The organism is Mesorhizobium sp. B2-6-1 (assembly GCF_006440475.1).
Lineage (GTDB): Bacteria > Pseudomonadota > Alphaproteobacteria > Rhizobiales > Rhizobiaceae > Mesorhizobium.
Map to the genome: position 1 here is coordinate 82,747 of NZ_VFUH01000010.1, position 12,299 is coordinate 95,045.

Sequence of the window (12,299 nt, forward strand, 5' to 3'; positions counted from 1 at the left end):
TCGGCGCGGCCTTGCGAGCACAAGGCCGCCGCCGCGTGCTGGTGGACCATTCGATCGGCGGCATTTTCGAAACCCGCGCCGTCGAGATCACCGCGCGGCTCGGAAGCTGCGGACCAATCGTCAACATTTGGGGAGAGTGCCATGCCCAACCATCAGCGCTCTGCTACGCGCACGACAACACTTGCCCACCAGCCCGGTTCGATCCCGGGCGAGACAGGGCTGCGCGCGGCCGACCGACCAATCGTCACCAAGCAAGAGCTTCCTTCCGCTGTCCCACTGATGGCGCTTTCGACCGGTTTCTGGGCCTTCAAGACTCTGGCCGCCGCGCACGAGTTGGACCTCTTCAGCCGCCTTGCGAGCGGCGCCGCCATCACGGTTGCCGGTTTGGCGGAAGCGCTCGGCCTGCATCAACGACCGGCCGAGATGCTGTTGACCGGCTGCGCTGCACTTGGGCTCCTGGAGAAAACGGACGGCCGCTATCGCAACACGCCCTTAAGCGAAACTTATCTCGTGAAGGGTAAGGCGTATTACTTCGGTGGCTTCGTGCAGATGGCCGACAAGCGACTCTATGCGGGCTGGGGAAGGCTTGCAGAGGCGCTGCGCACGAACCGGCCAACCACATGGGATCCGGCAGTGCAATCCTCGATGTTCGAGGGCGAGGATCCTACGATGCTGGCGCTTTTCTGGGAGGCGATGCATTCGCTTTCCACGATGACCGCGCGCAAGCTCGGCGAAGCCGTGGATCTCAGTCATTTCCGCCGCCTCCTGGACATCGGCGGCGGATCGGGCGCGTACGACATCGAGCTTTGCAAACAATATGGGGCGCTGCGTGCGACCGTGTTCGACTTGCCGCATGTGGCCGCGATCGCCGCGGGAAAGATCGCCGAGGCCGGCTTGACCGACCGCATCGAGACCGCGGACGGCAATTTCTTCGAACAGCTTCCCGGGGATCACGACGTGCATCTCCTGTCGATGATCATGCACGATTGGGACGAGGCGAAGAACCGCGCCCTGCTGCGCCGATCCTTCGAGGCTTTGCCAAGCGGCGGCGCGGTCGTCATCAGCGAGCTTCTCGTCAATGATGAAAAGACCGGCCCGGCGCCGGCCGCGCTGATGAGCCTCAACATGCTGATCGAGACGGAAGGACGAAACTACACCCCGGCCGAGTATTCGGCGTGGCTCGAGGAAGCCGGATTCAGGCACGTCGAGACGGTCTGGTTCGATGCTCCCGCCGCGAACGGCGCCGTGATCGGCCGCAAACCGTAAGGCGCAACGTAGAGCGGATCAGGTGCGCCGCAATCGGCTGGCCGGGCTGCGTAACGGCAGCCCCCGACGGGAGCACGACAAAGGGCATAGGAGAAGCCAAGAACAACCAAGGGAGAAAACCATGTTTCCAGCGTCAGTTCGTCTCGCATTGCTCACGGCCTCGGTCGTCGCCCTTCCATCATACGTCGCCGTGGCCGACGACGCGCAGGTCGCGCGTGGCGAGTACCTGGTCACGATCGCCGGCTGCAACGACTGCCACACGCCCGGCTACTTCTTCGGCAAACCCGATATGTCGCGCTTTCTTGGCGGCTCGGATGTGGGCTTTGAGATACCTGGCGTCGGTGTCTTTCCCGGTCGAAACATCACGCCCGACAGGGAGACCGGCATCGGCAGCTGGACCCCGGAGCAGATCGTCGCTGCGATCCAGACTGGCCAGCGGCCGGACGGCCGCACCCTGGCGCCGATTATGCCCTGGCCTGCTTTTGCGCATCTCACAGCGGACGATGCCATGGCCATCGCGGCGTTCCTGCAAAGCGTGAAGCCGGTAAGCAACAAGGTCCCGGGCCCGTTCAAGCCTGGCGACACGGTGTCGACATCCATGATGCGGATCATCCCGCCGGGCGGAACCGCTGCCGCTGCACCGAAATAGGCCGAAAACCGGCCTTCCACCGGACGTCGTGTTCGACGCCGCCCGGCGTCGTCCCGGAGCATGGCCAAAATGGCATCCGCGCCGGCCTCGCCATTCGCGGCCAGTCCCCACAACCATTTGCACACGCGGAACTGACGGCGGCAGATGCCGCATCCGCGCATCAACTGCTTCGTGCAAGCGCGCCGATGCTGTCGAGCAGCGGCTGTTGGTCGCCGACCCAAAACCAGTGGTCGTCACCGGCGATCTCGATGAACCGCGCGCCCGGGATCCCGGCGGCCAGGAGCCGCCCTGCCTCGACGCGCACGGCGCGGTCGCCGGAGCGGTGCAGGACCACCGTCGGGGCCGAGACTTTTGCGAGCAGGGAACGGACATCGGTATCACGCAGCGCTTCGAGCAGACCCGCGACCGCGCCGGGGCTGGAGGCTGCCCTGAGCAATCCCGCCCACCAGGTCTCCGCCTGGCGGTCTCCGGAGAGGCTCGGGGCGAAGGTCTCGATTTCCGCCGGGCCGCCCCAGCCGGCGATCAGCCGCTGCTTCCACAGATCGTATTGCGCGGCGGTCAAGGCGAAGGGATAGTCCGACGCGCGGCTGCCTTTCGCGAGCGAGCCCCACAGGACAAGGCCGATGAGCCGATCCGGATGATCGATGGCGAAACGGACACAACCCGGCCCGCCTTCCGAGGCGCCGATGAGCAAGGCCCGGCTGCTGCCGGCCGCGTTCATGACTGCCAGAATATCCTGCGCTGTCGTTTCGACTGTGGCACGGACACCGACACGGTCGGAAAGTCCCATGCCGCGCCGGTCGAACAGGATCAGGCGGCCCAAGCGCGAAACCGCTGATATCCAGGCGCGGCAGCGTCTGTCTTCCCAGATACGCTCGACATGCGAAATGAAACCGGGAACAAGCACGATGTCCGTCGGTCCGCTGCCGACGATCTGATAGGCGAGATGGATGCCGTCCACTTCGACGTAGCGCGTCCTGGGCACGTCCAAAGTGACATCTTGAGTTGGCTCCCGCACCAGGGCAAGCGTGGCCGGGTCCGGCGCTACGCCGAGTTCGTCTCGTAACAGCCGGACACAGCTTTCGGCCTGGCGCTCGGCTGCCGCCCTGTCCCCGGCCGCCAGGTGGGCGCGGATCAGGTGACGGTGCGCACTGTCGCTCAAGGGGTCGAGTGCCGCCAGGCGCGTCGCATGCACGACCGCGCTGCGTGGTTCGCCGCCGGCGATCTTCGCTTCGATGGTACGCTCCAGCGTCTGCACCAGTCGGCTACGCAAGGCCTCGCGCCTGAAAAAGACCCATTCGTCGAATTCCGGACAATCCGGGAGTGAGAAGCCGCCGAGATAGTCGCCCTTATAGATGTCGGCCGCCTCGTCGAGAGGGCCGACATTGCAGGCATGCTCGAAAACCTTGGAGTCGAGCTCGACGAAAAGCGCCGGGTGTAGGCTGAGGGATGCCCCCGTGGCGGCGATGACCTCCGTGCCGAACGCGATGCGAATTTTATGCAGTGTGCGCCGAAGGCGTGCTCGTGCGGCTTCTTCGTCGGTTTCGGGCCACAGAAGCGTGGCGGCGACCTCGCGCGCCACGGGCCCGCCGGCCTCGGCGACATAGATGAGGAGCGCGGCCGCCTTGCGCAAGGCGAGTTCCACCGGCTGCCCGTTCAGACGGAACTCCGGAAACTCCAGAAGTCGGAACTCCAATCTTTCCATCGACCCGTATGCGGCCGAGCGGGGACGTTCAGGGGACGCCGGCCTTCTATCCATCCCACGACGTCGGGCCGATCGGGCCCGATCAGGAGACTCCTTGGAGCGAGAAATGTCACCGGTCAATACTCTCAGCCAGCATTGCACGTCCGAGGCCATTGCCGGGGGTGGCGTTCCCATCGGCGTCAAGAACGCAGGGAAAGGAGGCTGAGACATGTGCCAATCCTGTCTCTCCTGGTACGCACGCTGCATTGCTCCCTACCTCGTCCACGCCGGCTGTTCGGCAAACGTGTTCGCGCGCATGCGAAGGCGCATGATCCCGCGGGCGCAGGGGATTGTGGTCGAAGTCGGCTTCGGGTCCGGCCTGAACCTTCCCTATTACGACGCCGCCAGGGTGGAGCGGCTGGTCGGCATCGATCCCGACGGCACAATGCTTGGCCTGGCCGAACCGAAGATCCGTTCCCTGCCGTTCGACGTCGACTGCATCCGGGCCAGCGGCGAAAGGCTGCCCTTGATCGATGGCCTCGCCGACACGGTCGTCGTCACCTATGCCTTCTGCACCATTCCCGACCCTGACGCGGCGCTGACCGAGATCCGCCGCATATTGAAACCTATGGGCCGGCTGATCTTCATCGAGCACGGCCAGGCCGAGGGGCCGCGCGGCCGCAGATGGCAGGAGCGGCTGAACAAGCCGTGGGGACAGATCGCCGGCGGCTGTCATCTCAACCGCCAACCGCTGCACTTGATCCGAGAGGCGGGCTTCCGCATCGTTGAAGAGGAGCGCGGGCGGTTCCCGCTGCCCTTCTGGCAATTGGGAAGCCACTACGCCGGCGTCGCGGTGCTCCGACAGGGTGACGGGCCATCACCCCAGGCCAGATCGTGCATTACGAGGTCCCACGCACATCCGCTTCCGCGCGGAATTGCCGATGACGGTCGTCGGCATCCCGTTCCTGATGCGCGAGGTCACAGAAGATGGCGTGAGGGACAGCTTCTCGCACCGGAGTCAGCCGACATTCAAACCGCGTGCATCCACGTCTCAGATGGGGCTTTGCAACCCTTCTGTTATCAGCGTTCCGATCATTGAATCATAAACCGCGAGCTGAACGGCAGGCTGGCTGCGCCGACGGCTTTCGGGCTGATGGTCACCCGCGCTGGCAACGCTTGGACAGCGGCAAATTCCCGGCCGATATCGGCGCACAAGGCCTTGGCGATTTTCTGCGGCGCATAGCTGGACAGGAGGACCGTCCTGAACTCGACAAACTGGGTCAGCGCCGAGATCGATGCTTTCAGGCGGTTTGAGCATTCCCCCAGCCATTCGGTGTAGGCCTCTCCAAGATCAGGCCACTCAGGGCTGCTGCTCCAGATGATTTCGGACGAGCGTCCGCGCATGGCCAGTTCGCTTTCCAGGCGCATGAGGCCATGATCGAAGCTGGCACTGGAGTTTCCCTTATAGATCTGGTGGTTGAGGATGAGCCTGCTCTGCAGCCTAGCTCCGAGATAGAAGAACAAATAGTCGTTCAGCGGCTTTGCGACGCCGAACATGCTCTCACCGCCGGCCGCCGCGGTGATGTCGTTCTGGACGAAGACCGGCAGCTTGATCTGCTCTTCGATCTCGCTTTGCAAAGCCTTCAGGGACGTGCTCGATCCGTTGCCGGTTGCAGCCATGGCGTCGACCTCATCGGGAACGGCCAGCCCGATACCCGCGACCCGGCTGCGCGCCTCGACCGGCAGGCTCGTCATGGCTTGCCTGATCGTCGCAAGCAAATCGCCGCTTTTCGGAAACGGATTGGCTTCATCCGCGGGCAACTGCGTGTGGAAGCGCACGGTGCCGATGAAGTCGATGAGCGCGATGTCGATCCTGCGCCGGCTGAAGCCGACGCCGACCGCGTAGGCGCCTTCCGGGTTGAGTGAAAGCGGGATGGTGGGGGGCCCGACACGGCCGCGCTGCGCCTCGCCCTGCGAGACCAGCCCTTCCTGTTCGAGGGAGCGGACGATGACCGAGGCCGTCTGCGCCGACAGACCGGTCTTCTCGCCGATTTCCATCCGCGATATGCCCTCGTTCTGAAGCAGCAGCGACAGCACCAGACGCTCGTTGTAGCTGCGCACGCTCAACGCGTTCAGCCCGCTCGCACGATCGGCGATGCGCAAGGGATTGGGTGGTGCAAACCTCATGTCAGGCAAGGGTCGCCCCATCGGTAAGAGCGCATTGCCGGGCGGCGGTATGGTTGCTCATGTCGAGCGGCTCCAGCCGATCGCATCGACCGCGCGGGCGAGTGCGATGCCAAGCAGTCTGTGCGCTTCGGCATCGATGTGAAATCCGTCCGCTTCGCTGCAGGACACCACCGAGCCGGCATCGAAAAAGTGCAGTTCGAGCGAATCCGCCAGCACCTCGAACTCGAGCGCCAGCAGCCGCGATTTCTCCGGTGCGCCGGCGAAGATGGACTTCCACTCCTTGACGTCGTCCTGCATCGGCGGCGGTGCGACGATCATGATTTCGGGTGTGGTGCCGCCCGGACCGGGCGCCAGTTCCTTGATGTCGTAGACAAGGCAGCCGATGCCCATAGCCACTTCCGACGGCGGTTTGTTGAAGCGGATCTTGAGGTCATTGGTGCCGAGCATGATGATGACGAGGTCGAGCGTCGCATGGCTCTGCAGACAGGGGCGGAGATAGGTTCTACCGTTCTTGTGTGCCCCCTCGATCGGATCGTCGTGGACGGTGGTTCGACCGCTCAATCCTTCCTCGATGACATACCAGTCGGGGCCTAGATGAGCGCGCAGTATCCCCGGCCAGCGCTCAGCCGGGCCATAGCGCTCGAGCGGCCCCTTGCCGGGGATCTGGCCGTGTGTGTTGGAGTCGCCGTAGCACAAGACTGATCGCATGATTTTCCCGCCGGGACTGACCGCGCGCCGGTGCAGGACGAGCGCTCTTCATGATGAATAGCGGAGTGGCGAAAGGCAAGCAACGGAATAGTCATTCAACATGACTAACTATTGACAGGTCAAACCCACTATGCTTCTAAAGTGCCCGGAGGAGTTCTCGACCGTCATCATTGTCCAGCCGAAATTGGGCCTCGACACACATGTGTTCGGGGGCGGGAGAATTGCGTGCATAGGTCGGTTCGCGACGACAAGCATGCATCGGGAGAGCGTCTCGCGGCCCGTGCGCGTCCGTACGGCTGGAGCAACCACAAGGAGGAGTTCAATGTTAGGATTGCTGAAAACCGTCGGGCTGGGGATGCTCGTTGTATCAGCGCTTGCCGTAACGCCCCTGGCGCACGCGGAAGATATCAAGCTGATGGACGGCGTCGCGCCGCGCCACGACGACACGCGCATGACCGCGGCCGGCGCATTCAAGAAGGATCCCCCCTGGGTGATCGGAATGAGCGACTTCGGCGTCAACGCCAACACCTGGACCGTGCAGGTCGCGCATGAGGCGGAAAATGCCGCGGCAAAGGACAAGCGCATCTCGAAGTTCATCCTGCTCGATGCCGGCTTCGATCAGAAGAAGCAGGTAGCCGATATCGAGGATCTGATCGCCCAGCATGTCGACGCGATCATCGTTCAGCCGGTGACCAGCACGTCCGCCAACGCCAGCATTGCCAAGGCGGTCGCCGCCGGCATCCCCGTCATCCTTCACACCGGCCGCATCGATTCCGATGCCTACACCACCGAAATCCAAGGGGGAGCCGAGCACTTCGGCAAGGTAATGGGCGACTGGCTGGTGAAGACCGTTGGCGACAACGGCAAGATCTGGGTCCTGCGTGGCCTTGCCGGCCACCCGGAAGACACCAACCGCTACAACGGGCTGCTGGAATCGCTCAAGGGCACGCATGTGCAGATCATCGCCGAGGAGCATGGCGACTGGCAGTATGACAAGGCCAAGAAGCTGTGCGAGACGCTCTATCTGAACAATCCGCAGGTCGACGGCATCTGGTCGTCCGGCGCCGACATGACGCGCGCCTGCGTCGATGTCTTCAAGCAGTTCGGCACGCCGATCCCGCCGATTTCGGGCGAGGGCAACAATGGCTATTTCGGCCAGTGGATCACGGATGGATTCAAGTCGATCTCTCCGGAATACAGCCCGGCCCAGGGTGCTGCCGGCGTGCGCGCCGCTGTAGCCCTGCTCGAGGGCAAGCAACTCTACAAGCGCTATGTCTACAACCCTGATGGCTGGGACAAGGACAAGGCCGCGAAATACTATCGCGACGACCTGACGGCCAATGTCTGGTGGCCGAGCGAACTCCCCGAAGAAAAGCTCAAGGAATATTACGGCAAGAAGTGACACGCCGTGGCCGGCGGGGAGTGGACAAGCGTCCCCGCGGGCCCTTCCAGTGGTGAAGCGAGGGTTTAGTGGCCAATCTTATCGAGATGTCGCACATTTCGAAGGCATTCGGGGGAAGCAAGGCGCTCCACTCCGTTTCCCTCGATCTGAAGGCCGGCAGCGTTCACGCCCTGATGGGCGAGAACGGCGCCGGAAAATCGACCTTGATGAAGATCCTGGCGGGCGTGTATCAGCCCGATTCCGGCGGGATCTTCATGAATGGGGAAAAGCTCGATCTGAAGTCACCGCGCGCCGCGCTCGATGCCGGCATCTCGACCGTTTTCCAGGAACACTCGCTGCTGCCTAATCTGTCGATCGCCGAGAACATGTTTCTCGGCCGGGAGCCGACGAACCGGTTCGGCTCGATCGACTATTCCGCGATGAACAGCCGAACCGCCAAGGCACTCGGCGAACTCGGTCTCACGCTAGACTCCTCGCAACTCGTTTCCAACCTGACCATTGCCGAGCGGCAATTCGTCGAGATCGCGCATTGCATCCAGGCCGACGCCGGCGTGCTTATTCTCGACGAGCCGACAGCGGCGCTCAACGCGGCCGATGTCGATGTGCTCAACCGCAATATCCGCCGCCTGCGCGATAGGGGAAAGGCAATCGTCTACATTTCGCATCGCATGGAGGAAATCTTCGAGCTGTGCGACACTGTGACGGTGCTGAAGGACGGCGCACTGGTCGACACCAGAACGGTGTCCGAGATCACCACAGACGAACTCATCGCCATGATGGTCGGGCGCGAACTCCAGGACCTGTTCCCAGATCGCACGGGCGACAGGGGCGGCGAAATCCTGCGCGTCGAGAATCTCAGGATCACCGAGACATCGCAGCCTCTGTCGCTGACGTTGCACAAGGGCGAGATCGTCGCCCTCGCCGGGCTTGAGGGACAGGGCCAGCAGCGCTTCTTGCGCTCCCTCATCGGCCGCTACCATCCTTTTGCCGGGACGATTTCCATCAACGGCAAAACGCTCGACATGCCGCTCTCGACATCATCAGGCGTTCGCCATTTGCAGCAGCTGAAGGTCGGTTTCGTCCCCGAGGACCGCAAGGAGGAGGGGCTCTTTCTCGCTTTGCCGATCGCCCACAACATCGCCATCGGATTGCATTCGAGGCGACGCGAACTTGCGCCGGCGCGGCCCTATCGAAGCGTCATCGCCCGCATGATGGATGTCATGAACATAAAGGCGACAGGGCCGTCCGCTCCGGTCGGTTCGCTGTCGGGCGGCAATCAGCAAAAAGTGCTGCTCGGCCGCTACCTCGCCGCGGATCTCGATCTTCTCCTGGTGGAAGAGCCGACCCGCGGCGTCGACATAGGCGCCAAGTCCGAGATCTACCATCTGCTGCGCGACTTCACCCGCAAGGGTGGCGCGGTGCTGGTGCTGTCGCGCGAGACGATCGAGCTGATCGGGCTGTGCGACCGCATCTATGTCGTCCACCACGACACAGTCGTGGCCGAAATGCCGGCAGCACAGGCGACGGAGCACAAGATCCTTGACGCGGCCCTGACGGGCGGCTCGGCGCGCCGGCACTAGGGGCCTTCCATGTATCGTAGCCTGTCCAACATCGTGAGTGGCCGGAACACACGGCAGGGCCAATGGGGTCTGCCATTGTTGGTTGCCTTGCTCATTTCGCTGTGGCTGTCGGTTCAGACGACGCAGTTCGCAACGGCCGAAAACCTTTTCAACCTGGTTGCGCAGGCGATGCCGCTGGTCATCGCGGCGGCCGGACAACTCGTCGTCGTGCTCGTCGGCGGGCTCGATCTGTCGGTCGGCTCGGTCATCAGTTTCACGACGGCGGTGCTGGCGCTCGACCAGCCGGCGATCGTGCTGATCCCGGCGGTCTTCGTGCTGGCCGCATTCATCGGGCTGATCAACGGCCTGGCGATCACCCGTTTCAACGTCCATCCAATCATCGCCACGCTATCGACGCAGTACATTGTCCTTGGCATCACGCGCATCTTGCGTCCCGTCTCCGGCGGCACCGTTCCGGAGATCGTCATTGCTGCCGTCTCAGGCAGTTTCCTCGGTATTCCTTATCCGGTCTTTTGGGGAATCGTCGTGATGCTGTTGGCCTGGAAGCTGCTCTACGGATCGCGATACGGCCTGCATCTGTTTGCGATCGGCGGCGGCATCGCGTCGGGGGCCGAAAGCGCTGCCCGCAATTTCGGCGTCTCCGATCGCCGCAACATCATCCTCGCCTATGTGGTCTGCTCCTGTTTCGCGGCCGTTGCCGGTGTCTTCCTGGCCGGGCGCATCGTGTCGGGTGATCCAAATGTCGGGTTGCTTTTCGAACTCGACACGGTCACCGCCGTGGCACTTGGAGGCACCCAGCTTTCAGGCGGAATCGGCAGCCTGCACGGCACGGTGATCGGCGCGCTTGTGATGGCACTGCTGGCCAATGGCATGAACCTCGCCAACGTCTCGCCCTTTGTCCAGACGGCGATCAAGGGCGGCATTCTCTTGGCCGTGGTCGGGCTGCAATCCCGCAAGAAGATGGGGCTCTGAGCGATGACTGCCGTTCTCGCAAACCCGATCGCCCGGCGTCTGCTTCGCATACCGCCGTCCTACTTTGTCTTCCTCGTGCTTCTGGCCACGCTGTGGGTCGCACGGCCGAACATGCTCAACCTCAACATCATGGGCATCTTCATCAGGCAGATCGTTCCGCTCGGCATTCTCGTGCTGGGGCAGCTCGTCGTCATGCGCGTGAAGTCGATCGACCTCTCCGGCGGCGGCATCATCCTGCTGATCAACTATTTCATCTCGTCGGGCAGTTTCCCGGGCGCGTCGCTGCCCTTCTTCGTCGTACTGGCGCTCGCCACGGGCCTCGTCATTGGCCTGTTCAACGGCTTAATGATCGGCATCCGGCGGGTGTCGGCCGTCATAGTCACGCTGGCCGTCAGCATCATCCTGGTCGGACTGGTGCAGTTCCTGTCGAGCGGCAATCCACCCGGCGATGTGCCGAAACTGTTCAACGACCTCTACAACACGAAGTTCCTGTCGGTTCCGACGCCGGTGCTGTTCTGGATCATGCTGACCGCCGCGGTGTGGCTGCTTCTGTCGCAGACAGTGTTTGGTCGTTACGTGGCCTCTGTCGGCGAGAATGCCGAAGCCGCCCATTTTTCCGGCGTGCCGGTCCAGCGCACGGTCATCCTGGCGCATACGCTCGCCGGCCTGATCGCGGCGATCGCGGCCCTGGTACAGACAGGTTCAATCGCCGTCGGCAGCGTGCGCGTCGGTCTCGACCTGCCGATCCTGGCAGTCGCGGCGACAATCCTTGGCGGCGTCGCCTTCGGTCGCGGCGACGGCGGCGTCTGGGGACCTTTCTTCGGCTCGCTGTGCTTCGCGCTTTTGTTCGTCGTGATGACGGTGCTCGGCATCGACGAACCCGGCAAGCTCATCGCCCAGGGCGTCATCATCCTCGGTGCGGCGATCTTCTACGGAGTGCGCGTGCGAACCTCCTGAATCGAAACAAGGCAAGCCGGCACCGGCGTTAGGGCTGGATCGATAGATCTGCACGTTCAGACAACTGCAAACAGATGGAGAAACATGGATGTCACCGCCAAAAAATATCATGTGCTACGGCGACTCGCTGACCTGGGGCTGGGTTCCGGTCAAGGAAGGGTCGCCGACCTACCGCTACCCCTATGATCAGCGCTGGACGGGTGTTATGGCGGCGGCGCTGGGAGCGGGCTACCACATCATCGAAGAAGGTTTGAGTGCGCGCACGACCTGTCTCGACGATCCCAACGACCCGCGCCTCAACGGCGCCAATTACCTGCCCTCTGCCATCGCCAGCCATCTGCCGCTGGATCTGGTCATCGTCATGCTGGGCACCAATGACACGAAATCCTATTTTCGCCGGACACCCTACGAGATCGCTAACGGAATGGCGAAACTGGTCGGGCAGATCCTGACGAGCGCCGGCGGTATCGGCACGCCTTATCCGGCTCCGAAGGCGCTGGTCATCGCGCCGCCGCCGCTGACCCCGATGCCCGATCCCTGGTTCGAGGGCATGTTCGGCGGCGGCCACGAAAAATCCAGGGAGCTGGCCAGGCAGTACAAGGCGATGGCGGATTTCATGAAGATCGACTTTCTGAATGCCGGCGATTTCGTCACCACGGACGGTATCGACGGCATCCATTTCACCGCTGGCAACAACGCCGATCTCGGCCGCGCGGTCGCCGACAAGGTCAAGTCTATTCTTGAGCCAAGCCGCGCCAGCACCGCCGCCTGAAGTCGCAACGCCCGCCGGCTTGCGACATACAGACCGAATCGCAGACATATCGCATTTGTGACACACATTATGGACCCAACGATGAGCCCGGTTCCGTAATTCTGCCCAACACGTTCCGTGGC

The 12,299-nt window shown here is 63.1% G+C and carries 11 protein-coding genes; 8 read left to right on the forward strand and 3 right to left on the reverse strand.

Features of this window, described 5'->3' with window-relative positions; genetic code table 11:
• Window positions 1-141 precede the first annotated feature (141 nt).
• Complete coding sequence (locus FJ443_RS20505) at window positions 142-1,266, forward strand: acetylserotonin O-methyltransferase (protein WP_246681228.1); 1,125 nt, start codon at window positions 142-144, stop codon at window positions 1,264-1,266.
• Window positions 1,267-1,387: 121 nt separating this feature from the next.
• Window positions 1,388-1,915 (forward strand): cytochrome c, encoded by a 528-nt coding sequence (locus FJ443_RS20510; RefSeq protein ID WP_140498540.1) that lies wholly within the window; start codon window positions 1,388-1,390, stop codon window positions 1,913-1,915.
• Between the two features lie 160 nt (window positions 1,916-2,075).
• On the opposite strand, the gene FJ443_RS20515 is transcribed toward FJ443_RS20510, so the two are convergent.
• Window positions 2,076-3,620, reverse strand: coding sequence for an alpha/beta hydrolase (locus tag FJ443_RS20515; protein WP_140665605.1), 1,545 nt, complete (start codon window positions 3,618-3,620; stop codon window positions 2,076-2,078).
• Between the two features lie 307 nt (window positions 3,621-3,927).
• On the opposite strand from FJ443_RS20515, the gene FJ443_RS20520 reads away from it, so the two are divergent.
• Complete coding sequence (locus tag FJ443_RS20520; protein ID WP_246681229.1) at window positions 3,928-4,698, forward strand: class I SAM-dependent methyltransferase; 771 nt, start codon at window positions 3,928-3,930, stop codon at window positions 4,696-4,698.
• Here FJ443_RS20520 and FJ443_RS20525 read toward each other — a convergent pair.
• Window positions 4,692-5,762 (reverse strand): ROK family transcriptional regulator, encoded by a 1,071-nt coding sequence (locus FJ443_RS20525; protein WP_224680532.1) that lies wholly within the window; start codon window positions 5,760-5,762, stop codon window positions 4,692-4,694. The genes FJ443_RS20520 and FJ443_RS20525 overlap by 7 nt on opposite strands.
• Before the next feature lie 81 nt (window positions 5,763-5,843).
• Window positions 5,844-6,494, reverse strand: coding sequence for an SGNH/GDSL hydrolase family protein (locus tag FJ443_RS20530; protein ID WP_140557301.1), 651 nt, complete (start codon window positions 6,492-6,494; stop codon window positions 5,844-5,846).
• 355 nt (window positions 6,495-6,849) lie between these two features.
• Here FJ443_RS20530 and FJ443_RS20535 point away from each other — a divergent pair, with 355 nt between their 5' ends.
• The 5 genes from FJ443_RS20535 to FJ443_RS20555 all read left to right on the forward strand — a co-directional run bounded on the left by FJ443_RS20535 (window position 6,850) and on the right by FJ443_RS20555 (window position 12,177).
• Window positions 6,850-7,896 carry a substrate-binding domain-containing protein gene (locus FJ443_RS20535; RefSeq protein ID WP_318013802.1) on the forward strand — a complete coding sequence of 349 codons (1,047 nt, stop codon included), beginning with the start codon at window positions 6,850-6,852 and terminating at the stop codon, window positions 7,894-7,896.
• A 68-nt stretch (window positions 7,897-7,964) separates the two neighbouring features.
• On the forward strand, window positions 7,965-9,476 hold the full coding sequence (locus tag FJ443_RS20540; RefSeq protein WP_140665611.1) for a sugar ABC transporter ATP-binding protein: 1,512 nt from the start codon (window positions 7,965-7,967) through the stop codon (window positions 9,474-9,476).
• 9 nt (window positions 9,477-9,485) lie between these two features.
• The gene (locus FJ443_RS20545; RefSeq protein ID WP_140515064.1) at window positions 9,486-10,448 is read left to right on the forward strand and encodes an ABC transporter permease; all 963 of its coding nucleotides are present in this window, start codon (window positions 9,486-9,488) and stop codon (window positions 10,446-10,448) included.
• Window positions 10,449-10,451: 3 nt separating this feature from the next.
• A complete protein-coding gene (locus FJ443_RS20550) occupies window positions 10,452-11,405 on the forward strand; it encodes an ABC transporter permease (RefSeq protein WP_140665614.1) in 954 nt (317 codons plus the stop codon).
• An 88-nt stretch (window positions 11,406-11,493) separates the two neighbouring features.
• On the forward strand, window positions 11,494-12,177 hold the full coding sequence (locus tag FJ443_RS20555; RefSeq protein ID WP_140498341.1) for an SGNH/GDSL hydrolase family protein: 684 nt from the start codon (window positions 11,494-11,496) through the stop codon (window positions 12,175-12,177).
• The last annotated feature ends 122 nt before the right edge of the window (window positions 12,178-12,299 follow it).

What these genes read in the sequence shown, in the direction of transcription:
- FJ443_RS20535 (WP_318013802.1), top strand. Translation starts at nt 6,850, where the DNA reads ATGCTCGTTGTATCAGCGCTTGCCGTAACGCCCCTGGCGCACGCGGAA.
- FJ443_RS20515 (WP_140665605.1), bottom strand. Translation starts at nt 3,620, where the DNA reads ATGGAAAGATTGGAGTTCCGACTTCTGGAGTTTCCGGAGTTCCGTCTG.
- FJ443_RS20520 (WP_246681229.1), top strand. Translation starts at nt 3,928, where the DNA reads ATGATCCCGCGGGCGCAGGGGATTGTGGTCGAAGTCGGCTTCGGGTCC.
- FJ443_RS20505 (WP_246681228.1), top strand. Translation starts at nt 142, where the DNA reads ATGCCCAACCATCAGCGCTCTGCTACGCGCACGACAACACTTGCCCAC.
- FJ443_RS20545 (WP_140515064.1), top strand. Translation starts at nt 9,486, where the DNA reads ATGTATCGTAGCCTGTCCAACATCGTGAGTGGCCGGAACACACGGCAG.
- FJ443_RS20530 (WP_140557301.1), bottom strand. Translation starts at nt 6,494, where the DNA reads ATGCGATCAGTCTTGTGCTACGGCGACTCCAACACACACGGCCAGATC.
- FJ443_RS20510 (WP_140498540.1), top strand. Translation starts at nt 1,388, where the DNA reads ATGTTTCCAGCGTCAGTTCGTCTCGCATTGCTCACGGCCTCGGTCGTC.
- FJ443_RS20550 (WP_140665614.1), top strand. Translation starts at nt 10,452, where the DNA reads ATGACTGCCGTTCTCGCAAACCCGATCGCCCGGCGTCTGCTTCGCATA.
- FJ443_RS20555 (WP_140498341.1), top strand. Translation starts at nt 11,494, where the DNA reads ATGTCACCGCCAAAAAATATCATGTGCTACGGCGACTCGCTGACCTGG.